23 protein-coding genes are annotated in these 24,399 nt (G+C 62.0%); 14 read left to right on the forward strand and 9 right to left on the reverse strand.

The features are described 5' to 3' along the window. Positions 1-188: 188 nt before the first annotated feature. The 3 genes from NATTI_RS0123625 (at position 189) to NATTI_RS0123635 (ending at position 2,313) form a co-directional block, all read left to right on the forward strand. Entirely contained in the window at positions 189-434 is a 246-nt protein-coding gene (locus tag NATTI_RS0123625) for a sulfurtransferase TusA family protein (protein WP_006091018.1), read from the forward strand. Between the two features lies 1 nt (position 435). Continuing rightward, positions 436-1,029, forward strand: coding sequence for a DsrE/DsrF/DrsH-like family protein (locus NATTI_RS0123630; protein WP_006091016.1), 594 nt, complete (start codon positions 436-438; stop codon positions 1,027-1,029). A gap of 141 nt (positions 1,030-1,170) precedes the next feature. Continuing rightward, positions 1,171-2,313: an SPFH domain-containing protein gene (locus tag NATTI_RS0123635; protein WP_006091014.1), complete on the forward strand. Its 1,143-nt coding sequence runs from the start codon at positions 1,171-1,173 to the stop codon at positions 2,311-2,313. Positions 2,314-2,405: 92 nt separating this feature from the next. Here NATTI_RS0123635 and NATTI_RS0123640 read toward each other — a convergent pair whose 3' ends face one another. Further along, positions 2,406-2,771 carry a winged helix-turn-helix domain-containing protein gene (locus NATTI_RS0123640; RefSeq protein WP_006091012.1) on the reverse strand — a complete coding sequence of 122 codons (366 nt, stop codon included), beginning with the start codon at positions 2,769-2,771 and terminating at the stop codon, positions 2,406-2,408. Between the two features lie 223 nt (positions 2,772-2,994). On the opposite strand from NATTI_RS0123640, the gene NATTI_RS0123650 reads away from it, so the two are divergent. From NATTI_RS0123650 to NATTI_RS0123685, 8 genes are all read left to right on the forward strand, one after another. Next, positions 2,995-3,684, forward strand: a complete 690-nt coding sequence (locus tag NATTI_RS0123650; protein ID WP_006091009.1) for a cob(I)yrinic acid a,c-diamide adenosyltransferase — start codon at positions 2,995-2,997, stop codon at positions 3,682-3,684. Between the two features lie 119 nt (positions 3,685-3,803). Then, positions 3,804-4,220 (forward strand): universal stress protein, encoded by a 417-nt coding sequence (locus tag NATTI_RS0123655; RefSeq protein ID WP_006091007.1) that lies wholly within the window; start codon positions 3,804-3,806, stop codon positions 4,218-4,220. A 101-nt stretch (positions 4,221-4,321) separates the two neighbouring features. Further along, the gene (locus NATTI_RS0123660) at positions 4,322-5,122 is read left to right on the forward strand and encodes a ZIP family metal transporter (protein ID WP_006091006.1); all 801 of its coding nucleotides are present in this window, start codon (positions 4,322-4,324) and stop codon (positions 5,120-5,122) included. Positions 5,123-5,229: 107 nt separating this feature from the next. After that, complete coding sequence (locus tag NATTI_RS0123665) at positions 5,230-6,042, forward strand: ABC transporter ATP-binding protein (protein ID WP_006091005.1); 813 nt, start codon at positions 5,230-5,232, stop codon at positions 6,040-6,042. Then, positions 6,039-7,499, forward strand: a complete 1,461-nt coding sequence (locus NATTI_RS0123670; protein WP_006091003.1) for a hypothetical protein — start codon at positions 6,039-6,041, stop codon at positions 7,497-7,499. Before NATTI_RS0123665 ends, NATTI_RS0123670 begins: the two co-directional genes overlap by 4 nt. Positions 7,500-7,851: 352 nt before the next feature. After that, the gene (locus tag NATTI_RS0123675; RefSeq protein WP_027119293.1) at positions 7,852-9,111 is read left to right on the forward strand and encodes a Cdc6/Cdc18 family protein; all 1,260 of its coding nucleotides are present in this window, start codon (positions 7,852-7,854) and stop codon (positions 9,109-9,111) included. Positions 9,112-9,358: 247 nt separating this feature from the next. After that, a complete protein-coding gene (locus NATTI_RS0123680; protein WP_006091001.1) occupies positions 9,359-9,571 on the forward strand; it encodes a hypothetical protein in 213 nt (70 codons plus the stop codon). A 121-nt stretch (positions 9,572-9,692) separates the two neighbouring features. Beyond that, positions 9,693-11,348, forward strand: coding sequence for a cobyric acid synthase (locus NATTI_RS0123685; protein ID WP_006091000.1), 1,656 nt, complete (start codon positions 9,693-9,695; stop codon positions 11,346-11,348). Between the two features lie 10 nt (positions 11,349-11,358). On the opposite strand, the gene NATTI_RS0123690 is transcribed toward NATTI_RS0123685, so the two are convergent. The 8 genes from NATTI_RS0123690 to NATTI_RS0123730 all read right to left on the reverse strand — a co-directional run bounded on the left by NATTI_RS0123690 (position 11,359) and on the right by NATTI_RS0123730 (position 20,019). Then, positions 11,359-12,786 carry a branched-chain amino acid ABC transporter permease gene (locus NATTI_RS0123690; RefSeq protein WP_006090998.1) on the reverse strand — a complete coding sequence of 476 codons (1,428 nt, stop codon included), beginning with the start codon at positions 12,784-12,786 and terminating at the stop codon, positions 11,359-11,361. Further along, positions 12,776-13,813, reverse strand: a complete 1,038-nt coding sequence (locus NATTI_RS0123695; protein WP_006090997.1) for a branched-chain amino acid ABC transporter permease — start codon at positions 13,811-13,813, stop codon at positions 12,776-12,778. Before NATTI_RS0123695 ends, NATTI_RS0123690 begins: the two co-directional genes overlap by 11 nt. Then, complete coding sequence (locus NATTI_RS0123700) at positions 13,813-14,550, reverse strand: ABC transporter ATP-binding protein (RefSeq protein ID WP_006090995.1); 738 nt, start codon at positions 14,548-14,550, stop codon at positions 13,813-13,815. Before NATTI_RS0123700 ends, NATTI_RS0123695 begins: the two co-directional genes overlap by 1 nt. Further along, on the reverse strand, positions 14,547-15,437 hold the full coding sequence (locus NATTI_RS0123705; protein WP_006090994.1) for an ABC transporter ATP-binding protein: 891 nt from the start codon (positions 15,435-15,437) through the stop codon (positions 14,547-14,549). The genes NATTI_RS0123700 and NATTI_RS0123705 overlap by 4 nt, the downstream gene beginning before the upstream one ends. Positions 15,438-15,446: 9 nt before the next feature. Next, positions 15,447-16,805 carry an ABC transporter substrate-binding protein gene (locus tag NATTI_RS0123710; protein ID WP_006090993.1) on the reverse strand — a complete coding sequence of 453 codons (1,359 nt, stop codon included), beginning with the start codon at positions 16,803-16,805 and terminating at the stop codon, positions 15,447-15,449. A gap of 165 nt (positions 16,806-16,970) precedes the next feature. Next, positions 16,971-17,672, reverse strand: a complete 702-nt coding sequence (locus NATTI_RS0123715) for a helix-turn-helix domain-containing protein (protein ID WP_006090992.1) — start codon at positions 17,670-17,672, stop codon at positions 16,971-16,973. Positions 17,673-17,719: 47 nt separating this feature from the next. Continuing rightward, complete coding sequence (locus tag NATTI_RS0123720; protein WP_006090990.1) at positions 17,720-19,306, reverse strand: AMP-binding protein; 1,587 nt, start codon at positions 19,304-19,306, stop codon at positions 17,720-17,722. A gap of 323 nt (positions 19,307-19,629) precedes the next feature. Beyond that, positions 19,630-20,019 (reverse strand): ribbon-helix-helix domain-containing protein, encoded by a 390-nt coding sequence (locus tag NATTI_RS0123730; protein WP_019992224.1) that lies wholly within the window; start codon positions 20,017-20,019, stop codon positions 19,630-19,632. A 179-nt stretch (positions 20,020-20,198) separates the two neighbouring features. Here NATTI_RS0123730 and NATTI_RS0123735 point away from each other — a divergent pair, with 179 nt between their 5' ends. From NATTI_RS0123735 to NATTI_RS0123745, 3 genes are all read left to right on the forward strand, one after another. Then, positions 20,199-20,849, forward strand: a complete 651-nt coding sequence (locus NATTI_RS0123735; protein WP_019992225.1) for a hypothetical protein — start codon at positions 20,199-20,201, stop codon at positions 20,847-20,849. Positions 20,850-21,058: 209 nt separating this feature from the next. Then, complete coding sequence (locus tag NATTI_RS0123740; RefSeq protein WP_006090985.1) at positions 21,059-21,310, forward strand: MTH865 family protein; 252 nt, start codon at positions 21,059-21,061, stop codon at positions 21,308-21,310. A gap of 850 nt (positions 21,311-22,160) precedes the next feature. After that, a complete protein-coding gene (locus tag NATTI_RS0123745) occupies positions 22,161-24,203 on the forward strand; it encodes a bacterio-opsin activator domain-containing protein (protein ID WP_006090983.1) in 2,043 nt (680 codons plus the stop codon). Positions 24,204-24,399: the final 196 nt, after the last annotated feature.

Genomic DNA, 24,399 nt, shown 5'->3' on the forward strand with positions numbered 1-24,399 from the left:
AATTATACAATACAGCTCGCGCAGTTGATCGGGTAATAATCCGATAACTGGGTGCAAAATACTCGTGCGACGAATATACACTAGCCCCGAAAACCGCGGGTGTTCTTATACAGTGCAATAATCGACATCCTTTTATGGGAGCGTTCGATATTGTATGATAGCTCCAATACAGAGCATAGAAATCAGCTATGAGTTCCCAATACGACACCACGGAGACGCTCGACGTGAAAGGACAGTCCTGCCCAATGCCCATCGTCAAGACGAAGCAGGCCATCGACGACCTCGAGGCTGGCGATGTCCTGGAAGTGGTCGCAACCGACTCGGGCAGTATAAGCGACATTCAGGGCTGGGCCGACGGCACCAGCGGGGTCGAGCTCCTCGACCAAGTCGAGGACGGCGACCTCTACACCCACTACGTCAAGAAAACGGAATAACATGAGCACGGACAACCCCCCATCGTCGGTCGACGCCGACGGCGAGAGCGAGTTCGATGCCGCCGAGGTTCAGGCGCTTCGCGAGCGCGTCGAGGAACTCGAGGCGTCGATGGCCGAACTGGACGACGGCGACGACCAACAGAAGCTGACGATCGTCGCCACCCAGGGGAGTTTCGACATGGCGTATCCGCCGTTGATCCTCGCGAGTACAGCCGCAGCCTTCGGCTGGGACGTCGTCGTCTTCCACACGTTCTGGGGACTCGACATTCTCCACGAGGAGAAATCCCGGGACCTCAAGCTCAGCGCCGTCGGGAATCCCAACATGCCGATGCCGAACGCGCTCGCCGCGCTCCCCGGAATGGACGCGATGGCGACGCGGATGATGCAAAAGCGGATCGATGAGAACGGCACCGCCAGTATCGAGGAACTGATCGAACTCTCGCTGGAGACCGGCGTCGACCTGCAGGCCTGTCAGATGACGATCGAGTTGATGGAGTACGACGAAGACGACTTCTACGACGGTGTGACGACGGGTGTGGGCGCGGCGACCGCGCTACAGCACATGGCCGAATCCGACGTTCAGCTCCTCGTGTAACTCGTGATCGAAACCCGTAACGACGGGCACAACGGAGTAGATCGAACTGGCTTCTTGATCGGCGATAATATCAACGTTCGATAACTAAATAGACGCTAACGCAACCCAATGGTTATTGGGACAGCGCCCCTGATACGAACAATGAACGTTCTGGCATTCGGACCGCTGCAGCTCGGTGATCCGATGCTGACCGCGGGAGTCGTCGTCCTCCTGCTCGTCGTCATCACCGTCTGGCAGATGGTCGAGATCGTCGACGCCTACGATAGGGGTGCACTGACCGTCTTCGGAGAGTACCGCAAACTGCTCGAGCCGGGGCTAAACATCGTCCCGCCGTTCGTCTCGCGGGTCTACACCTTCGACATGCGGACCCAGACGATCGACGTCCCGAGCCAAGAGGCGATCACGCGGGACAACTCCCCGGTGACGGCCGACGCTGTTATTTACATCCGAGTGATGGACGCCAAGCGCGCGTTTCTCGAGGTCGAGAACTACGAGCGGGCGGTCTCGAATCTCGCCCAGACGACGCTGCGCGCCGTCATCGGTGACATGGAACTCGACGATACGCTCAGCCGCCGGGAGATGATCAACGAGCGGATCCGCCAGGAACTCGACGAACCCACCGACGAATGGGGGATCCGCGTCGAGAGCGTTGAGGTCCGCGAGGTGACGCCGTCCCAGGGCGTCAAAGGTGCGATGGAGCAACAGACTTCCGCCGAGCGGAAACGCCGCGCGATGATCCTCGAGGCCCAAGGTGAACGCCGAAGCGCCGTCGAGAAGGCCGAGGGTGCCAAACAGAGCGAGATCATCCGCGCACAGGGTGAAAAGCAGAGCCAGATCCTCGAAGCACAGGGTGACTCGATCTCGACGGTCCTGCGCGCGAAATCCGCCGAGTCGATGGGCGAACGCGCCATCATTGATCAGGGGATGCAGACGCTCGAGGAGATCGGACGGAGCGAGTCGACGACGTTCGTCATGCCCCAAGAACTCACCTCGATGGTCGGCCGCTACGGCAAACACCTCTCGGGTAGCGACGTGAAGGTGGACGGCGACTCCCTCGAAAGTCTCGACTTCGACGAGGAGACGCGCGAACTGATCGGACTCGACGACATTGCCGAGATCATCGGCGAGATAGAGCAGACCGAGATGGATGTCGAAGCGATGGAGGCGGAGGCCCAGGCGATCAAGGAGGGCCAAGATATCAGCGGCGAGACCGAGTCGGCTGCGACGGCGACGGATATCGAACCCGACATCGATTCCGGCGACGAGTCCGGCTCAGATCGCTAGACCGTCCGAAGCGGCGAGACGAGGCCAGGATTCACGATCGACGCAGAACGAGGGTCCAGAGTCGATTCGAACGAAGCGGTCGTCCGATATCGTCAGAACTTTTCCGTCGCGTTCGACCAGATGCCGAGCGACTGGTCGATCGATCGTTCGATATCGGCGCGGAGTTTGCGATCCGGATCGAGGCTGATCGCGATCCGATCGAAGGTCGCCACGTACCGCGACTTGTGGTGGCGGCCCCGCCGAACGCCGACCGTCTCCTCGACGATGCCGGCTTCGGTCAGCCGATCGAGTTTGCGGTAGGTAGTCGAGAGCGGCAACTCGGCCTCGTCTGCGATTTCCGGAACGGTTTTAGGCGCCTCGAGAAGAGAGATGATCTCCCGACAGTCGGCATCGTCCAGCACGCCGATAATGCGCTCGAGATCGGGCGTGTCGCCGGACGACGAGAACTCGAGTGGCATAACTGCGACCACATTAGGAGCGAAGCCTAAAGACACATTTGGTCGATACCGCCGTCGTCTCGTTCAGTCATCGGATCGCTCGTTCGGTCATCGGATCGCCCGTTCGGTCGTCGGTCGCTCGTTCGCTCGTTCGGTCGTCGGTCGTCGGTCGCTCGTTCGCTCGTTCGGTCGTCGAATCGCTCGATGTGCCTACCTACATATACGCCCGGTCCGAGGACACCGTATGAGCGACGATCAACCATCCGAGTCGACGGTCGAGAACACGCCGGGACGGGGTCGGAGCCCCGAAGCCGAGACCATCGAGCCCGCTGCACCCGAGGAGTTTGGTCTCGTACAGGTCTGGTGGGGCGACGGAAAGGGGAAGACGACGGCTACGCTCGGCATGGGAATGCGTGCCGCGGGCCACGGCTATCGCGTCCACGTGCTCCAGTTCATGAAAGGTGGTGCCTCGAGCGTCGAGGCCGTCCGCGGCGAGTACAACGCGATGGCGGCCCTTCCGGGAATCAGCTACGAGAACCTCGGCCACTACGGCTGGCACGGCATGGCCGACGGCAGCGACGAGGCCGACCACGCAGCCCAGGCCCAGGCCGGCCTCGAGCGCGCCCACGAGTTGCTTGAAGCGGCCGACGGGACCGATCTGGGTTCACCGATCGACCTCGACGCACCGCCCGAAGACGGGGTCCACATGCTGATTCTGGACGAAGTGCTCTACGCCGCGGATCGCGGCCTGCTCAGCGAGGACGATATCTACGGACTTATCGACGCGAAGCCGACCAATCTCGAACTCGTACTCTCGGGGAGCCACGCCGAACCGGCCTACCTCGAGGATCGAGCCGACCTGATCACCAACGTTCGGAAGGTGAAACACCCGATCGACGACGGCCAGCGGGCGAGACGCGGCACGGAGTTCTGAGTGGGAGCTATCGAGAGTGTACTCTCCGATTGTGTTCGACCCCGATCCATCGCAGAGGTGTTTCCACGAGATGGGACAGTCACCAATCATATATATGGTCAGTCGCCGAACCAGTAGCTATGCACCTACTTGTTCCGATGGACGAGTCCGAACCGGCGCGCGCGGCACTCGAACACGCCCTCGAGACGTTTCCCGATGCGACCATCACCGTGTTGCACGTCGTCGATCCGTCGATGGCGATGTACGGCGGCGATACGGCGTACAACGTCGAACGGACCCTCGAAATCGAGGAGGAGAGGGCCGAGACGCTGTTCGAGCGGGCACGCGAACTCGCTGGCGAACACGACGTGACGGTTACGACCGAAACTATCGGTGGGCCGGCTGCTCGAAGCATCGTCGAGTTCGCCGACGAACACGACGTCGACGGAATCATCATCGGGAGCCACGGCCGATCCGGCGTCTCCCGCGTCCTGCTCGGGAGCGTCGCCGAGCGCGTCGTTCGTCGCGCGACGCCTCCGGTGACGGTCGTCAGCTGAAGCGAAGAGCGAGTGATCATCAGCTGCGGAGTGGTGTGGGCTGTCGATTCGGCGGGGCGACGGATCGACAACGGTAGTATGTTCTGACAACGAGAGGTAGTATGGCTATCGAGGGGCTCGGACTCGTACTCGCCGCCGGGATATTCACGGCGGTAGTCTGCGGGTTGGGAACCCTTCCGTTCTTTTTCGTCGACGATATCAGCGACCGGGTAACCGTCGTCCTGTGGGGGCTCGCGGGTGGCATCATGCTGTTCGCGTCGCTGTTCGGATTCGTCATCGAGGGGCTCGAGGAGGGCACGCTGAGCCAGGTCGGAACCGGTCTCCTCGTCGGCATCGGTCTCGTGATCGTCGCCGACCGGCTCATCTCCGACTACGAGTTCGAGCCGCGAGAGATCCCCGACGCCGACTTTCGGAAACTCGTCCTCATCGTCGGCATCTTGACCGTCCACAGCTTCCCGGAGGGGGTCGCCCTCGGGGTGGCGTTCGCCGATCTGGGCGTCGACGGCGATCTGGTCGTCGCAGGGCTCGCCGTGCCAGCACTGGCGGTCTTCATCACGGTCGCGATCTCGATCCAGAACATCCCGGAGGGGCTCGCCGTCGCGATTCCGCTGCATACGTACGGGCTCCCAAACTGGAAGATCTTCGGCTGGGCGGTCTTCTCGAGTATTCCACAACCGATCGGCGCGGGAATTGCGTTCGTGTTCGTCAGCGTCGCCCGCGAGTTTCTCCCGTTCGGCTTCGGGTTCGCCGCCGGCGCGATGATCTACCTGGTTCTCCATGACATCTTTCCCGAAGCGCTCGAACACGGGGCCGATCTGCGAGGCGGTGGTCGTCGCGAACTGGTCGTCGGTGTCGCGCTCGGCGTCGCGATCATGATCCCAGTCATGCTTCTAACGGAGTGACGGCACCGGTCGGTGCGACGCAGTCGAGCGGTTCGTCACTGATCAAAAATGCCGACAGTCGTCGCCAGCACAATTATTATCGGGTACTGTGAACGATCACGCAATCGATGGGTGTCATACAGGTCGACGGGCTGGTGAAATCGTACGGGAATGTCGACGCAGTGGATGGACTGTCGTTTTCCGTCGACCGAGGCGAGATCTACGGCTTTCTCGGACCGAACGGGGCCGGGAAGACGACCACGATCGGCGTTCTGACCGGCCAGCTCCGGCCGGACGCGGGAACGGTGCAGGTTCTCGAGACCGATCCGACGACCGAACCGATCGAAACGCGACACCGGGTCGGGATCCTGCCCGAACAGGGCTCGCCGCCGAGCTTTCTGACGCCGCGAGAGTTCCTCGACTTCGTCGGCGACGTTCGCGGGCTCGAGCCCGACCGAATTGCGACCCAAACCGACGTCTGGGCCGACCGCCTCGGCTTCGAGAGCAAACTCGACACGCTTCACACGGACCTCTCGCGGGGCCAACAGCAGAAAGTGATGATCGCACAAGCGTTCGTTCACGAACCCGACGTGGTCTTCATCGACGAGCCGCTGGCAAACCTCGATCCGCTGGTCCAGGAGCAAGTAAAACAGTTCCTCGTCTCCTACGCCGCCGGCGACAACGCCGTCTTCGTCTCGACGCACAACATCGACGTCGCCGAAGAGATCTGTACGCGGGTCGGCATCGTTGCCGACGGGAAAATCGTGACGGAACGGTCGCTCGACGGCAGTAACGGCGGTGATGGCGGTGACGGCGAGGGCCGCAGCGACGGTATCGATAGTGACGAATCGTTGCTCGAGATCTTCCTCGAGCGCGTCGAGAGCGCCGACGTCCGCGACGCACCGTCGCTCGATCGCCTGGAGACGGAGCCGAAGCGATGAGTACGGCCTCGCGTTCACCGGGACCGGCGACGTGGCGACTGTTCGCGCTCCTCCTTCGCGAGGAGTGGCGGCTGCACACCCAACTGTTCGGCGGCTGGCGGTTCGTGCTCTTCCCGGTCGTCATCGCCGCGCTGACCGTCGGCGCAACGGTGGCTCTTCTCGAGACCGGAACCGCCGAAGGAACTATTCTGACTGGGCTACACGTCCTCGCGTTCGGCTTCGGACTCTACAGCGGGACGGCCGGCTTCGCGGGGTCGGACATGCTCGAGAACGTGTTCGGTCGGCTCTCGCTCGTCCTTTCGACGACGACGACCCTGCCGCTGTCCCGGCGGCGATTGCTGGGGATCTTCCTCATCAAGGACGCGCTGTTCTACGCGGTCGCGTTCGTGCTTCCGATGGCGCTCGCCAACGCGGTGCTCGTCGGAGCGGCGGCCGCCGCACCGGTCGCCGTCGGCACGCTGTGGCTCTCGCTGTCGCTGTCGTTCGCGGCCGGCATGGCGCTGACCGTCGCGATGATCGCGATTCGAACGCGCGGCGTGCCGACGTGGGTGATCGCCGGTTCGATCGCCGTCATCGCGGGCGGATCGTGGCTGACGGGAACCGCTCGAGACGGCTGGACCCTGTTCGTGCCGATCGAGGGCTCGCTCGTCAATGCACTCGGGCTGGCCGCCGGGACCGTCCTCGTCGGCGCGGGCTCGCTCGCGCTATACGACCCGACCTACGGCCGACCCTCGCGGACGGCCGGCGACCGCTTTGCACGCCTCAGCGATGCGTTACCGCTGGGGACGGACAACAGCAGTGCACTCGTCTCGAAGACGCTGCTCGATCTGGCGCGCTCGTCGGGCGGCGTCGCGAAGCCGTTCGTCTCCGCAGCGATCCTGTTCGCGCTCGTGGCCGCCCTCGTCGGCGTCGTCGACTCGATCACCGGAATTGCGCCCGCGCCAGGGATATTCTTCGGCGGCGTGCTCGGGCTGACGGCGTTTACGACGTACAACTGGCTGACGCAGTTCGACTCGCTCGAGGACTACCTCACCTACCCGGTCTCGATCGAAGACGTCTTTCGGGCAAAACGGATCGCGTTCGTCCTCGTCGGCGCGCCGACGGTCGCGGTGCCGTATCTGGCGGCGGTGGTCTGGTTCGACGCGACGATGCTGGATACAGTCGTCGGCGCGGTCTTGCTCGCGGGCTACGCGCTGTACTACTACGGCCTGACCGTCTACATCGCCGGCTTCGATCCCAACGAGTTCCTCTTCGACGCCGTCCGGTTCACGATGTTCACCGTCGGTGTCGGCGTCGCGCTGGTTCCGACGCTCGTGGCTGGATTCGTCGTCGTGCCGCCGTCCGGGGCTGTTGCCCTCGTGCTCGGCGTTGCAGGGGTTGGGTTTGGTGTGGTCGGGATGGTACTCTCGAGTCGCGCCGGGCCGCGCTGGGAGGAGCGGTATCGGGTGAGGGATTAAGAAAGCGCCTGGTGAGAATTTGCAGAGGAACACACCCATTGTCAAATGAAAGGGTATCTTCCGATCACAGCCAACCACTTTTGTTGAGGACCACCCACCTTCCATCGTTTCCACTAACTGGGTCACAGAGGGGGACGGGGTGTTCCAGTGTAAATCTTCGATAGTATAGAAAAACGACCGCTGGAATGTCGAGATTAGAATTACAGTATATTCTAACAAATACCATTCAGAAAGAACGTCTATATTGAATTATACGTATCCCTGCTTTTGCGAGTTTACACTGGAACCCCTTCCCCCTCACTAGCTACACTGGAACGGGGGGTTTATTATAGAAGAGAATAGTACTTTTATCATGTCACTATTTCCATCGGACGATCCCATCATTGAGAACCACGCTGTTCTCGAGCCTGATAACAACTCTTACACTCCGTCTAACCTCCCCGAACGAGAGAATGAATTGGCCGAAATTAATCGGATTCTACGACCGCTCCAGACGGGTGGGTCACCACATAATGCACTCGTCTATGGACCGACCGGACAGGGAAAGACGGTAGCTGTGGAGTTGAAGATGCAGGAGCTCCGGACGTGGGCAGACAACGAAGGAGAGGATGTCACTATCGTAATCGCACGCTGCAAAGGATGTGATAGTTCTTACCACGTTCTCACACTTCTGGTAAAGCGACTTCGAGAAATCAAGGAGGGACGAGGTGTGGAGCGACCACAAGGCTACCCACGAAAGGCTCTCATCGAGATGGTGTTCAACGAAATCGATAGACTGGGTGGTATCGTTGTTCTCGTTTTGGACGAGATCGATGGAATCGGCGAAGATGACTATGCTCTCTATGAACTCTCACGTCCAGATATCTCGAACGCGAAGATCGGCGTGATTGGGATCACAAACGATGCCCAATTCCGGAACAATCTGGATGCGGATGTCCAGTCATCGCTCGGTCAGCGTGAGATATTTTTCCATCCGTACGATGCAAACCAACTTCAAGACATTCTGGCACGCCGCGCAGGTCGAGGACTAGTTGATACGTCGTTCGACGGTACAGAGAGGACGTTTAAAAACCTCGAGAGTGACGTCCTCGATGACGCTACAATTCCGTTGACGGCGGCCCGAGCAAGCAATGAAACAGGTGATGCGAGACAAGCAATCCGATTGCTTCGGGATGCATGTGAGATCGCGGAGGAACGAGAGGAACTCGTCCGAGAGAGACACGTTAAGGAAGCACACCGGAAGATCGAGAAGGAGGCTCATCGGGAGCTAATTGAATCTGAGACGACACAACGGAAATTGGCGCTTGCCGGGGTAATCAAACACGAAATTACCGGGAATCCAAATCCCGGGACGACGGATATCTATCAGACTTACTGTACATTCTCGAAAGAAATAGACGGGAGACAAGTATCACAGCGGACTGTCCGAGCCAAACTCAATGACCTCGCACATCAGAACATTCTGACCCAGTCCCGTCGGGGCCGAGGACAGGGGCGAGGGATGTCGAATTTCTATTCTCTCTCAATCGACCCTGAACTCGCGATCGAGGCGCTCGGAGACGACCAACGACTCGAAAGCGTCGCAGAGATCCTCTGGGATCTCGGAAAGTAGTCCTTACACTGGAATACCCCCCGTACACTGGAACTAGGGGTCTTGTGGTTCAGTTACTGTGTGTGACTGAATAGACCTACATCCGTTTACACTGGAGGCCCCCCTCCCCATCTGGTTACAGTGGAACGATTGATACCACGCTTTGCAGTATGTGTGACTGTGCGATCTCGAAATAGACTACTGGGCCTGAAAGCACCCTTCACGTGCAAGGCACATCCAGACCAGCCAATCCGTTGATCAGTCGGCTATGAAGGTCGTCTACAAACCCGGTAACGCCTACGAGGAGATCAACTGCTTCGACTTCCGCGAGTACGAACACGGGATCGTCCTCCACGACGAGGAAGGGTACAACATCGGCTACGTTCCCCACGAGATTCTGAGCCACATCGAACCCCACGAGGGAGAGATGGTCGACTTCGAGGACGGCCAGCCGCCGGAACCCGGCTACGACGACGAATAGCGAGCGCGAGGACCTCGAGTGACGATCGAGAGCTCACTCGAACAGTCTTCTCACCCGCTCGAGTCAATCACACCGAACCGATAGGACGATACCCCACGGCGTGCGAGTAGCCCCAACGCGGATGACACGAACGCTTCTCGTCGCGGGGACGGCGAGCCACGTCGGCAAGTCGACAGTCGCCGCCGGACTCTGCCGACTGCTCGCTGATCGGGGCGTCTCGGTCGCCCCGTTTAAGGGACAGAACATGAGTAACAACGCTCGCGTCGTCGTGCGAGCGGAGGACGCCGAGAGTGATGGTGCGGATTTCGCCGGCAGTCGGAACGACGCCACGGACCTCGACCAGCCGACCGCCGACCAGTGGGGAGAGATCGGCGTCTCCCAGTTCGTGCAGGCTCGAGCGGCCCGCACGACGCCGACCACCGACTGCAACCCGGTGCTGCTCAAACCCCGCGGCGACGGGGAAAGCCAGCTCGTACTCCAGGGGGAGGCCCACGAGCACGTCCCAGCCGGCGACTACTACGACCACTACTGGACCGACGCCCGCGCCGCGGCCGAGGAGTCCTACCAGAGACTCGCAGCCGACCACGACGTGATCGTCGCGGAGGGTGCGGGGAGCATCGGGGAGATCAACCTCCACGATCGGGACCTCGCCAACGTCGAGACGGCCCACTTTGCGGACGCCGACATCCTCCTGCTGGTCGATATCGAACGCGGCGGCGCGTTCGCCAGCCTCTACGGCACCGTCGAACTGCTCCCCGAGGCGCTGCGCGAGCGCGTCGTCGGCGCGGCTATCACCAAGTTTCGGGGTGATCCGACGTTGCTCGAGCCCGGCATCGAGGAGATCGAATCCAGAACGGGCGTCCCCATTCTGGGCGTACTCCCCTACGACGACCCCGGCCTGCCGGAGGAGGACAGCGTCGGCTTGCCGTCGACGACCGAACGCGCCGTCCTGGGTGCCGACGACGGCGTGCCCGAGGGCCGACGGATGACGATCGCCGTTCCCCGACTCCCCAGGATCTCGAACGCGACGGATCTCGAGGCGCTGGCAACCGAACCCGGCGTCTCGGTCGCGTTCGTCCCCGTCGAAGATGGACCGACGGCCGAAGAAACCCTCCCAGCCGGCAGCGAGCACCCGCTCGAGGCCGTCGACGCCGACGCGGTCGTCCTCCCGGGGACGAAGAACACCGTCGACGATCTACTGGCGCTCCACGACGCCGACTTCGGGGACGCACTCGCGGGTTTCGAGGGCCCCATCGTGGGCATCTGTGGCGGCTACCAACTACTGGGCGAGCGGATCACGAACGCAGACCTCGAGGGGACGGGCGAAGACGACGTGGTCGACGGTCTCGGACTGCTACCGGTGGAGACCGAGTTCGAGGGCAGCAAATGCCTCGAGCAGACGGCGGTCCCCGTCGACGGTTCCGCGACGCCGCTGCTCGCCGGCATCGGCACCGGTGGGACCGCCTCTGGATACGAGATCCACGCCGGCCGAACGCGGGCGCTCGAGGACGTGTCTCGGCCGCTGGGGGACTCGAGCGCAGCCCGGGGGCGGGTGCTGGGGACGTACCTCCACGGACTGTTCGACAACGAACCGATTCGGTCGGCGTTTCTCACACACGTCGCCGACGAGGCAGGGATCGAGTGGCCGCCGCTGGGTGACGAAACGAACGCAACGGATGGAAAGATGGCAACCAACGCGTCACCCTACGACCGCGCCGCGACGTTGGTTCGCAACAATCTCGATCTCGAGGCGCTGGGCGAACCGTTCAGCCCGTGAGTCGGGCGCGTCACCGGCGGTACCGCTCGAGGTAGTCGGGGAAGCGTTTCGCGACGGTGCCGCCGATTCGGTCGCGGACCGAGCCGAGCAGCCCGTTGGGCACGAACAGCACGAACAGCACGAAGACGATCCCGAGATACAGCTGGCTTCGACCGTCGACGGCGGCGTTGATCACCTCGAGGAGCGATATCCCGGCGACATCGCTGGTCAACAGAGACTCGGGAAGCCCCTCTCGGAGATACGGGGCGAGGCCGCCCTGTTCCGACGAGAGGACGTCCTCGAGCCACTCGAAGAGCGCAGTGCCAAAGAGCGGACCAGCGAGAGTGCCGAGCCCGCCGATAATCGCGACAATCAGGGCGTCGGCCGTCACCAGGAAGTAGAACGTGCTGTCCGGCGAGGCCGAGCCGTTGAAGGCGGCGAACATCGCCCCGGCGATCGCGGCAAAGAAGGCGCTGAAGCCGAATGCGGCCATCTTGTACCAGAACACGTTGTAGCCGATTGCTCTGGCGCGTTCCTCGTTCTCGCGGATAGCGATCATCACGCGGCCGAAGGGAGAGTGGATGATTCGCTGCATCGCGAAGTAACAGATGACGACGACCAAACCGATCGCGTAGTAGGAACTCAACGTCGCCGAGACGTCGATCCCCGTTCCGAGGACGTTCTCGAAGCTGTCCCCGGCGAGGCGTCCGAGCGCGATCGAGAGCGAGTCGACGTACGGAACGCCGATCTCAGGGGTCGGGGCCGCCGAGGCGAAGGTCGGCCCCTCCTGTGGGTTCGACCCGACGTACCCCCAGTTTCGGATGAGTTCGTACAGCACCTGTGCGAACCCGAGCGTGATCATGGCGAAGTAGACGCCGGTGAGCCGGAACGAGACTGCGCCGATCGCCAGCGCGGCAACGACGGCGAGAATTCCGCCAAGGATCATCGTGAGCACGAACGGCGTCCCGCTCGGAACCCCTGGAACCAGCCCGTTCGCCGCGAGGACGATGAAGTACGCCCCGATGCCGTAGAACGCGGCGTGACCGAACGAGAGGTAGCCGGTGTAGCCGCTGATGAAGTCGAAGCTCATCGCGAACAGCCCCAGGAACAGCATCGCGATCAGGAACGTCGTCGCCGGGAAGAAGGCGTTGAAGAACGCGGCCGGGTCGACCGACGCGACGCCGAGATCGAGCCCGGGAAGCCCTAGTAAGACCGAATACACCGGTGGATAGATCGCGAACCCCGCGATCACGAGCAGATGGACCGTATGATCGCGGAGGTACTGACGGGGCCAGCTCACGTCGTTCGCGACCGTCCGATCGTCGGTTATCGATTCGGCCGCGGACTCGCCCGCCGAGTCCGTAGTCGAACTGTGTTCGGTGCCGCCGTCGCTTTTCGCCGGCGAGTCGACCGGGGAGTCGTCCCGATCGCTCTCGTCACGAGTCGGGCTAATGGCCACCCACCTCCTCGACGCCGTACAGGCCCTGTGGACGGACGATTAGTGCGATTACGAGCAGGAGAAAGATCGTCACCTCGGGTAAGCCGGGAAACGCGACGATGCCGGTGTTGAACAGCCAGGTCGTAAAGGAGTCCGCGACCCCGACGATCACCGCCGCCGCGAGCGTTCCCTTGAACGACCCGAGCCCGCCGATAACGACGACCACGAACGCGTACAGCAACACGTCGATGTTCAGCAGAACGCTCGGTCCCCAGGTCGGATCCCACATGAGGAAGACGCCGCCGACGGCCGCCAGTCCGGTTCCGAGCCCGAACACGACGGTAAACGCCTTGCGAACGTCGATCCCCAGCGCTTCGACCATCTCCGGATCCTCGCTCCCGGCCCGAATGTAGAGACCGTACAGCGTTCGGTTGAGGAACAGCCAGACGGCCGACGCGACCAGTACTCCGGCGACGATCACGAACACGTAGAAGCCGCGGATGCTCGCGCCGAAAACCGAGTAGAACGACTCGAGCGCGTGGGGGATCGTCTGTGCCGCGCCCGTCCACGTCGGTTCGGGCTGGATGCCCCGAGCGGACGTCACGATCCGTGCGCCCTCCTCTAAGATCAGGCCGACGCCGAAGGTCAGCAGGATCTGGTACATCGGCGTCCGGTCGTAGATCGGTCGGACGAGCCCGATCTCGAGTGCGCTCCCGACGGCCGTCATGAGCGCGAAGACGACGGCGGCGACCACGATGAAGAAGGCGATTCTGGCGAACGGTCCCGTCCCGCCCGATATCGCGAGCACCATCAGGATCCCGCCGACGTACGCACCGATCATCGCGAACGCGCCGTGAGCGAAGTTGAGCACGCCCATGAGCCCGAATACCAGCGTCAGCCCGACGGCGATGATGAAGTAGATCGCCGCCTTTCCGAGCCCCTCGATGAGGATGCGAGCGATGGTATCGGGCTGGAAGAGTCTGCCGAGCGCGTCGACGATCAACGGCGCGTCGGAGACGATCGCGTGGAGCGCGAAGCCAGCGCCCATCATGCTGACAGATACCTCCGGATACGTTCGTCGTCGGCGGTGACTCCTTCGGTTGTATCGGACACGACGACCCGCCCGTGATCGAGCAAATAAAACCTGTCCGCCAGGTCCATCGCCAGCGGGAAGTTCTGTTCGACCAGGACCATCGTCGTCTCCGCCGAGGCTTCCCGGAGCGCGTCAACCACCTGATCGACGATCATCGGGGCCAGCCCCTCGCTGGGTTCGTCGACCAGCAGCAGGTCGTTATCGCCGACCATCCCCCGGGCGATCGAGAGCATCTGCTGTTGGCCGCCGCTCAGGTTCCGGGCTTCCTTCTCCCGGAACCGCTCGAGATCGGGGAACAGGTCGAAGACGTACTCGCGCAACGGCTCGTACTCCTGGTCGGGGCCGACCGATACCCGGATGTTCTCCTCGACGGTGAGATAGCCGAACATCCGACGGTCTTCAGGCACCCAGCCGACCCCGCGTCCGGCAACCTCGTGAGTACTCTCGCCGGTGACGTCCTCGCCTCTGAACCGGACGGTGCCCTCGCGAGGTGGCGTCAACTGCAGAATCGATCGCAACGTCGTCGTCTTCCCGACCCCGTTACGACCGATCAGTGCGACAATTTCGCCTTCCTCGACCGCGAGGTCGATCCCCTCGAGAATGTGACTCTCGCCGTAGTAGGTGTGAACGCCCTCGAGTTCGAGCAGGCTCGCCGGTTCGTCATCGGCGGTCGGCGCGTCGGCCTCGCTCATCCGGCGGTCACCCCCGCGTCCGGATCCTGCGCCGGTTCCGGGTCACCACCGTCCGTCACAGCCTCGCTTCCCCCGCCTTCGTAGCCGCCCAGATACGCGCGCTGGACGGCCTCGCTCTGCCTGATCTCCGCGGGTGGCCCCTGCGCGATGAGTTCGCCCTGGTTCAGGACGGCCACGCGGTCGCTGATGTCCATGACGACGTCCATATTGTGCTCGATCAGCATGATGGCGTGATCGGCGGCGACGTCCTCGATGATATCCGTCACCCGGTCGACGTCCTCGCTCGAGACGCCTGCCGTCGGCTCATCGAGCAACAGGACATCGGGGTCGCCGGCCAGCGCGATCCCGATCTCGAGGTTACGTTTCTCGCCGTGGCTGAGGTTTTCGGCGGGCTGGTCGGCGTACGCCGTGAGGCCGATCCGCTCGAGGATCCGGTCGGCCTCCGCGACGTGGTCGTCGAAAGCGTTGGCGTTGCGCCAGAACCGCCAGGAATCCCCACCGCGGTGGGCCTGGGCGGCGATGCGAACGTTCTCGCGGACCGAGACGGTCGGGAAAATGTTTGTAACCTGGTACGATCGGTGGAGCCCGAGGAGCGCCGTTTCGTGTGGCGCAGCGTCGGTGATGTCGATCGGGCCGTCGTCGACCGTCTCGTCATCCGATCCGTCCAACTGCCCGCCCTCAGCCGCTGCTCCCGTCGAGGGTGCAAACTCGATCCGACCCGCCGTCGGCTCGAGTACCCCCGTCAAGAGGTTGAAGAAGGTCGTCTTGCCCGCACCGTTGGGACCGATAACCGAACAGAGTTCCTCCTCCTCGAGGGTAAAGTCGACACCGTCGACGGCAGTGATACCGCCGAACTGCTTCGTGAGATCCTGTGTCGAGAGTAACATTGGATCACCTCAGCTCAGATCGCAGGTGGACTCGTCGGCCGGTACCATGACCTCATCGGCTGCGTAGGTCTCAATCGGTTCACCGGGCATCACGGACGCATCCCAGGTGTCCGCGTACTCGTCGCTGGTGGGAACCGGCCAGGCGACCGTCATCTCGGAGGCGGCCTGATTGTTGTGCTCCTGGAACGTGTACGCGCCCTCGCCTTTCGGCGTGTCCGTGACGGTCATCCCGGTCATTGCGTCAGCGATATCCTGGCCGTCCGTCGACTCCGACTCCTCGATCGCCTGGACGAGCGCCGATGCGCCAACGAACGTCCCGGCGCTGAACAGGTCGGGCACCTGTCCGTACGCGTCAACGTGGAGGTCGACGAACTCGTCGTTGATCTCGTTGTCGTACTGGTTCCAGTGATACCGCGTCGTGAACGGTCCGAGCCCCGCATCACGAACGTCGTCCTCAGTGAAATCCTCGCCGAGGACGGCCTCAACCGTCTCACCCGTGACCCGCGTCGTCACGAGTTCGGCGAACCCACCGAACGCCTGAACCTCGTCGTAGCTCATCGCCGTCGGGAGGAACTCCGGTAGCGTCTGGAACGTGAACCCGCCGACGACCCCGTCGGCACCCTGTTCGATCGCCTCGTCGAACATCCCCTCGAACTCGCTGTATCCCGGCTCGACGAACCGGGGGTCTAACACTTCGACGCCCTCGTTCTCGAGGACCTCCTGGTAGTTGTTCGCGACCCCTTCGCCGAACGCCCCCTCCGCCGCGAAAATCGCGACCGTCGAGACGTCGCCCTGTTCGGCGACGTATCGCCCGCCTGTACGGGCGTCCATCGCGGTGTGTTCGCTCGCACGGAAGGCCAGTTCATGACAGTGGTCGCCAGAGACCGTAATGTCGCCGTCCGCCGCCGGGCCGATGATGTACGGAATGTCCGCCTCGTCGATGACGTTCGGAATGATCCGTCGCGCCGAGTCGGAAGACGACGCCCCGAAGAGCAGGTCGATGTCCTCGTCGACGACGAGGTCCTCGGCGACGTTCTGTGCCGTCTCCGGATCGAACCTCGTGTCCTGGACGATGATCTCGAAGGTCGGACCGTCGTCCGGATCGAGTTCGTACGTCCCCGTCGTCATCCCGTCGATCGGGTCGACGTCGTACTTGTAGGCCAGCCCGGAATAAAACCCCATTAGGCTGATCCCCCCGTAATAGTCGAGTTCCCCCGAGACCGGCTGTATCGCGCCGATGGTCATCGTCTCCTCGTCGACGTCCCCGCCGTTGCTGTCGTCGATACAGCCGGCGAGACCGGTAATGGCAACCGAAGTAAGCGCACCGGTTCGTTTCAGTGCCTCACGTCGAGTGGTATTATATCCCATACTAACTATCGTATGTGTTTATACCACAAGTTGGGGTAGGTTGGTATACCAACCTCGGGTGTCGACGGAGGTCTCGACAGCCGTGCGATCGGGGTTCCCAGGTTCATCGGATACGATAGCGAAAAGGGACGCCCGACGGCATGCGACGTTCGCAACGTAGCTCGCTCAATCCATCGACTCGAGTGCGCTCACGACTCGACGGAGTACTTTCCGTTCGGCTCTGCGGACGTTCTTCGAGACTGCCGTATCCGAGATGTCGAACTCGTTTGCGAGCATCTGGAGGGTTGCACCGCGCGGTTGATCGAAATAGCCCTGCTCTGCTGCGACCGTCAGCGTCTCGCGTTCGACCGCCGAGAGCGACTGACAGCCCTCCAGCAGTTCGCTCGCTGCGCCGACGTGCTCGAGGACCGCCGACCTGTCGTCGAAGGAGACCCCGGTACGGGATTCGACGGTGAACTCGTTGTGAACCTCCAGTTCGGCGAGGGCGGCGTCGGCGGTCCCGCCGTCGTCGAACCCGATCTCCCAGTGTTCGCTTCCCTCCTCGATGTGAAACGGTCCAGTGATGTAGCCATCGTTGTCGCGGACCACCCCCATCGCGTTCGTCTCCTCGATGGTCGTTCTGATGAGTGCCGTCGCGTCGCGCTTCTTGAAGAGGTCGCACTCGCGCATGTTCGGGTGGTCCCGGACCGCCGTCAGGCCCGACTCGAGACCTCCCCTGCTCTCCCCGTTGACGATCATTCGCGTCTCGAACTCCCGACGATGGGAATCGAACTCCCACTGGAGCGTGGAAAACGACACGTCGTGGTCGTCCGTCGTATCGATGAACGGACAGTCGTACTGCTCCATGTCCAGCGTGAGGTCTATCATGAGCGGACAGGTCAGTTACATAGAATATAATATGCTACTACTTGTCTCTATCCCCCAAACGACGGGTCAGTCCCCTCAGCACCGAATTCGTCCTCGATCCCCGCGCGATCGAGTTTCGAAGGACCACTCGTCGGCAACTCTTCGACGAACTCGAGGTATTTCGGGATCTTGAACCGGGCGAGACGGCCATCGAGGTGGGCCTCGAGTGCCGCGAGTGAAAACGGGGCGTCCCCGTCCCCGCACTCGCTCGGTTCGACGACAGCCTTCCCGACCGTCCCCCACTGATCGTCTGGGACGCCGACGACGATGACCTCCTCAACGGCTGGATGGTCGGCGATCACGTCCTCGACCTCCGGTGGATAGACGTTTTCGCCCCCGCTGACGAACGCGCTCTTTTTGCGTCCCTCGATGTGGTAGAAGCCATCCTCGTCACGCCGGGCCAGATCGCCCGTCGACACCCAGCCGTCGTCGAACGTCCCTTCGTCCGCTCCCGACTCGTTCCAGTAGTCGGAGGCGGCGTGTGGCCCGGTCAGTTCCAGTTCGCCGATCTCGTCCGTCTCGAGGGGACATCCGTCCTCGTCGACTACGCGGGCGTCGGTGTGCATCACGGGCTTGCCGACGCTCGCAACCTTCTCCCGAGCCCACGCGTCGGGCATCGCGAAGTTGTTCGGCCCGCACTCGGTCAGTCCGTACCCCTGTGAGAACTCGACGCCGCGGTCGCGCCAGGAACGGACGATGGCGTCTCGACAGGGTCCGCCCCCGCTCTTCACGAACCGGAGCGTCGAGAGATCGGTCTCCGGCCAGCGTTCGTGTCGGGTCATCGTCCGCAGGACAGCCGGGACCGCGACGAGCACCGTCGCCCCGTGGCGATCGATCTGCTCGAGGACGCGATCCGGTTCGACCTCGCGATCGATAATCAGCGTTCCGCCCATGTTGAAAAACGGGAGCGTGAGCACGTTCCAGCCTCCCGTGTGGAAGATCGGGAACACCATTGGGGCGACGTCGTCGTCCCGCAACCCCCACGCCGTGATCGTGTTGAACGAGTTCCAATAGATCGAACCGTGCGTGATCGTCGTCTCCTTCGGCGTTCCCGTCGACCCGCCGGTGTGCAAGAGGAGATGTGGGTTCGCGAGCGATCGCCGAACCGTCTCCACCGGCGTCTCGTCGTCCGGGACAGCGCCGGCGAACAGCTCCCACCCGCCCGCAATATCCTCACTCGCCAGTTCGAGGACCGCGGGGTCGACGTCGGCCCTGGCCAGAGCGTGTTCGACCCGTTCGACGAACGGCGATTCGATGACGAGCAGTCGAGGCTCGACGAGATCGAGCAGCGCTGCCAGTTCCGGCGGCGCGAGTCGATAGGAGAGTGGCGCGAGAACGGAACCGAGCTTCCCCGTCGCAAAGAACAGATCGAACGCCTCGATCCGGTTCCGGGAGACGAGTGCGACCCGTTCGCCCTTCTCGACGCCGAACGCCTCGAGCAGCCGCGCGGTCGCGTTGGCTCGATCCTCGAGGTCGCCGTACGTGTAGGCGTCTCCGCTCGCCTCGTCGACGACGGCGGTTCGCTCCGGTGAGAGCGACGCTCGTCGGCCGCTCCAGTCCCCGACCCAGTCGTAGGCCGTCGAACCCCAGTTCATGCACGTTCGGTCGAGCGTTGCTCCGGAAACGGCTGGCGGCGTTCGATCGACCAGTCCGATTGTCCGACGGAGACATCCGATCCGATCTCGGTCGGTCTATCGTCCTCGACCGACGACGCGACGCCACATCTGTTCACTGTTAGCATGCCATATCCAACAGACCGACGTCTCAAGTATTGGTCCGTTCGAGTATCAACCCTGCAGACCGAAAACCGGTTCCGTGAGGCGACCGCTTCTCCCGTTCTCCGAAGACTACCGCCAGTATGCGGCCGAAGCGCGACAGACTGCGGAACGAACGGTATCGGGTCAGGTGGAGAACGATATCAGCCCGATCGTCCTCTGTACGTACCCAGCAGTTCCTCGAGAATAATACACTCTTGATCGGTCGACTCGTAGTGGGTGTCGATGAAGCGTTCTGCGGCCTCATAGTCGCCGCGAAGACCGTGTTTGCGGACGTTAATCACGGCGTCGAGGAAGAACGTGCCGCCGTCCGTGCCCAGTGCGGCCGCGTGATCCTGCTCGCTGATATCGAGTTCGGACTTGATCTCGTCGAAGTTGAACGTCTCCACCTCGTGATCGGAGTTGATCAGGGTCAGTACGTACTCCGCGGAGAAGCGATAGAACTCGGATTTGCTCTCGAACATACCGTCGTCGACGAGTTCGTCGATCTCCTCGACGACCTCGTCTGGGTATCTGACGGTATCTTTCGCCATATCGACACTGTGCACACTCCTGGCACATTACTGTTTCGAACAGTTGTAGAGTTTGGAACAGGAATGAGAGAGGATTCGAACGGCGTCGATGGACACTCGAGGCTCGTATCGAATCTCGAAACGGAACGAGCGTTAAAGCGAACGGGCCGGGTTTGGCCACACAGATAGGTGTAATCGACGTGTCCCTCGGCCTCTTCGTCAGTTCCCTCCCCTGGTGGTTGGCAGCGCCGCTGCTCCAGGTCACGGTGCTCGTCGTCGGGATAGCACTCGACGAAACCTACGTCAATCGGACGACGGTCCTGACCGGCGCCATCGCTACGCACATGCACATCTTCGTCGCCGGCGAGGCCGGAATTCTGGTCGCACTGTACACCGATACCGGCCTCTTGGTCGGTGCGTACGGGCTGTACAGCTACGTGATCGACGGCTACGTCGGAAACTGGTTCCGGCTGCTCGCGTACTTCGTCTACTCGCCGCTGGCGGTCTTTCTCGTTATTCTGACCGCCGGGCCGACACTGTTCGGGATCGAGCCGCTGGTCGTTCCCGCCATCGTGCTCGCGGGGTACGCCAACCGCCAGTTTCGCGAGTACCTCAGCCCCAGAGAGCCGTACTACTTCGGTCCCGATTCACAGGACGCGTTCGAAGCGATCCTCGAGACCGAATCCGGCACCGGCGCCGTCGCCGCGGAATCCAGTGAGCCACAGCCGGACCCATTCGACGAACCCGGCATCGACGGCGGCAGCGAGTTCGAGCCTCCAGGTGCTGAACCGGCGGCCGCCCCGGACTCGAGCGAGCGGGGGATACTTCCGGAGTTTATGCGCCAACTGTAGCTGGACGAACCGGGTCGTGAACAAACGAGCGCGAGGAAAACGGTGCAGTCCGAAGCCGATCGGCTGTTGCGCGACCCATCCACCTGAATTATTGTCACACGCGACCGTACAGCACCGCTTGTCGTCGTAGTGATGGTCTAATCATTTCGATTTAGCCGGTAGCAACTACCTGCAAATTTATTATTTATCGGGCATAACTAGCACGCGCAATGGCAGATGAATCCGAAATCCGCGACCAGATGATCGACGCGTTCGAAGGTGCCGACTATCCAATCTCGAGTCCGATGGATCTCGTGCCGGCGCTGCCAAACGGTCCCGGGACGAAGTTCGAGTCCGGCGACTTCTCGATGACCGCAATGGAACTGAACACGAAGACCTCGGGCGGGGACTTCCCCTACGACGACGCCGAGTCCTTCGTCGACGACATCATCGAAGACCTCAAAGAACAGGGCGAGATCTAACTCGGACAGCGGGACTCGGGCACTACCCGAACGACCGTTTCACGCACGGGAGACGGACTGGCTCCCCGGCGATTCCAGTCCCCATTCTCCGATGATCACTGATCAGTAGATCTACGGCTCAGTAGTTACCCAGCGATCAGTAGTCGTCGATCCAGCGCGGCGGGGCAGACACCGACACCAGTTTCAGCGAACCCCGACCGGGTTACCGACCTGTCGGAGTGCGATCACACGGACAGTGCAGTGACAGCCCCGAAACTACGCGGTGGCAGCCCCGAAGCTACATGATGATCACCTAGCCTGCAATACTGTCGCCCGTCGGTACGATATCGTGAGAACAGTGCGCAAATTTTACACAGTGTAAACTGTGTACACCGTGTTGACGATCCATCATCCCAGAAATCAAGCGAGGGGGCGGCAACGAACACGAGGTACGACCATCGAACGCGTCACCGCTGCTGAAACATCCGTCCGTCGACACAATATTGCTCCAGACGGCGTCGTTCGTGTTGGCGTCCGTCGTTGACTGCAAACCCCCGTCGGACACCTCTCGGACCGCTGGACGAATCTTGCCCTCGAAGCCGATGTCGTGGTGTTTTCGATTATCTGTGAAACCAACCGATTCGATCTGAGCGGGACGGTGTCGACTGAACGTGCCGTGATCGGAAATAACGAGTTTTCCGCCAAATTAGTATCAGGTAATATGGTATTCTAGCGATCGTCGGCATCGGCCGCTAGTTCCCGGACACCGCATCTGGCGGGGGGGCGATGTACCAGTAGTCTTTTATTCTGATATGGTGATAGGACAGAAAGAAGGCGGCGTCAGATTGCGATCGGTAAATACTGCTATCGCATGTCCCACGAGAACCCATCCGGATCGATCATTCACATCACGGCCGCACGAGCGAGTTCCCTCGAGAGCCGACTCAACGACGGGACACCGTACGCTATTCGAACGGTTTCAGTAGAGACGACTCTCGAAAACGGCCTCGAGGGCGGGTTCGAGTCCGCCTCTCGAGACGGAGCCGACGCACAGGGTCCCGTCGCCGTCGTCATCGAGCACGACGATCCGGCGGAAACGAAGGTCCTCCTCGAGCGGTGTCACGCGACCGATACAGCCGCTCCGACGATCGTGGTCCCGAAAACGGGAAGCGAAGCACTCGCGACGGCTGCGCTGCGGGGGTACGCCGACGAGTACGTCGCTCTCGGGACGGACGAGGATCCGATCGAACGAGTTCTCGAGACGATCCGCTCGAACCGGGAGACGAGTGCGGAAGCAGCGCGAACACGACCGTCGACACGATCAGCTGACCGCGACTACCACCGAATCCTCGCGAACGAACTGCCCGATGAAGCGTTCGTCATCGGTGAAGACGGAACCTACCTCGAGGTGAAGGTTCGACCGGACGCTGCGGAACTGTACACGAAGCCGGCCGACCAGCTGATTGGCGAACAGCTACAGAACGTCTTTCCGGACGATGTCGCCGCGAAGCTAGCGGCGTGTATCGATCGAACGCTCCGGACCGATACGATTCAGACGGTCGAGTACGGTGCGAAGACGACCGAGGGAGACCGACAGTTCGAGGCCCGAGTCGTCCCGATCGACGATCGGATCGAGGGGCAGCGAGCCGTCGTCTGGCTCGCCAGGGATATCACCGAACGGGCGAAGCGCGAACGCGAGCTCCGATCGCGTCAGGACCAACTCGAGACACTCAATCGAATCAGCACGGTGGTCGGGCAAGTCATCGATACACTGGTGGAGGCACCCTCACGGGACGCCATCGAGCGCGAGGTCTGTGAACAGCTCGTCGACTCGGAGCTGTACTGTGGCGCCTGGATCGCCGAGCGCACGGGCGAAGGGACGCTTGCGTATCGAACCGGTGCCGGCGATGCCGAAACCTCCCTCCAGTCGGTCGAAGCGCTCGACGCTGACCACGAGTGGTTGGGACAGCGAACCGTCCAGACGGGGTCGGCCCAGACGGAAATAGACGTACAAGAGAGCGAGACGGTCCCCGAACCGTTGCAGAACGCTGCTCGCGAGGACGACATCAGTTCGGCGATCACCGTTCCAATCGACCACAACGACTCGATTTACGGCGTGTTGACCGTACTCGCCAGCCGTGATGAGGCGTTCAGTGGCGACGAGTTGACCGGCTTCGAACTCCTCGGCGAGACCATCGGCTTCACCATCATGGCCGTGAAGAATCGACAGCTGCTGTTCGCCGATACGGTCGTCGAACTCGAGTTCCGGATCGACGGCGGCGACACGTTTGCGTTCGACCTCTCGGAGGAGTACGGCTGTACGTGTTCACTCGAGTGGGCCGGAACGACATCCAGCGGGCGGACCGTCCAGTACGTGACGGTCGACGGGATCGACGGCAAAACCGTCCTCGAAGCGGCCAGAGACCACGACTCGATCGAGGGGTGTCGACTCATTCACGACGGCGATACCAGCTGTACGATCGAGATGCGCCTCTCCGAGTCGGGCGTTCGGACGCTGGCGAATCACGGCGCGACGATCAGAGACGTCAGCGTCGAGGACGGCGTCGGACGCTGCGTGATCGAGGTTTCTCAGGACGCGGACGTCCGAGAGATCGCGGAGGCGCTGACCGTCGTCTACGAGAACACACAACTCATCGCTCGTCGCGAAGTCGACCGATCGGTGCAGACGGCAGCCGAGCGTCGCAACCGGATCCTCGATCAACTCACCGATCGACAGCTTACCACGTTACGACTCGCCTACTACAGCGGCTTTTTCGACTGGCCCCGCGAGAGCACCGGCGAGGAGATCGCCGACTCGATGGGGGTCACTCCACCGACGATGCACCAGCACCTGCGAAAGGGACTGAAGACGGTTCTCCGCGAGTTTTTCGAGGCTGGCGCCGAGACGGAGTGACGCTACAGTCGACAGCAACCGAGGTATGGACCGATCTCGCTACTGGATCAGAGTCTCGTTTCGAGTGATAGAAAACCCATCTTCACCGGAAAGCCGGTGTGCTATCGTAGCTACTGAACGTCACTGCACACCCGATCGCCAAAGTACCCATCACGTTTCCCGACAGTCACACGATCTTAAAGAAAGTTCATGTGAA

The sequence above is a fragment of the Natronorubrum tibetense GA33 genome (assembly GCF_000383975.1).
GTDB lineage: Archaea > Halobacteriota > Halobacteria > Halobacteriales > Natrialbaceae > Natronorubrum > Natronorubrum tibetense.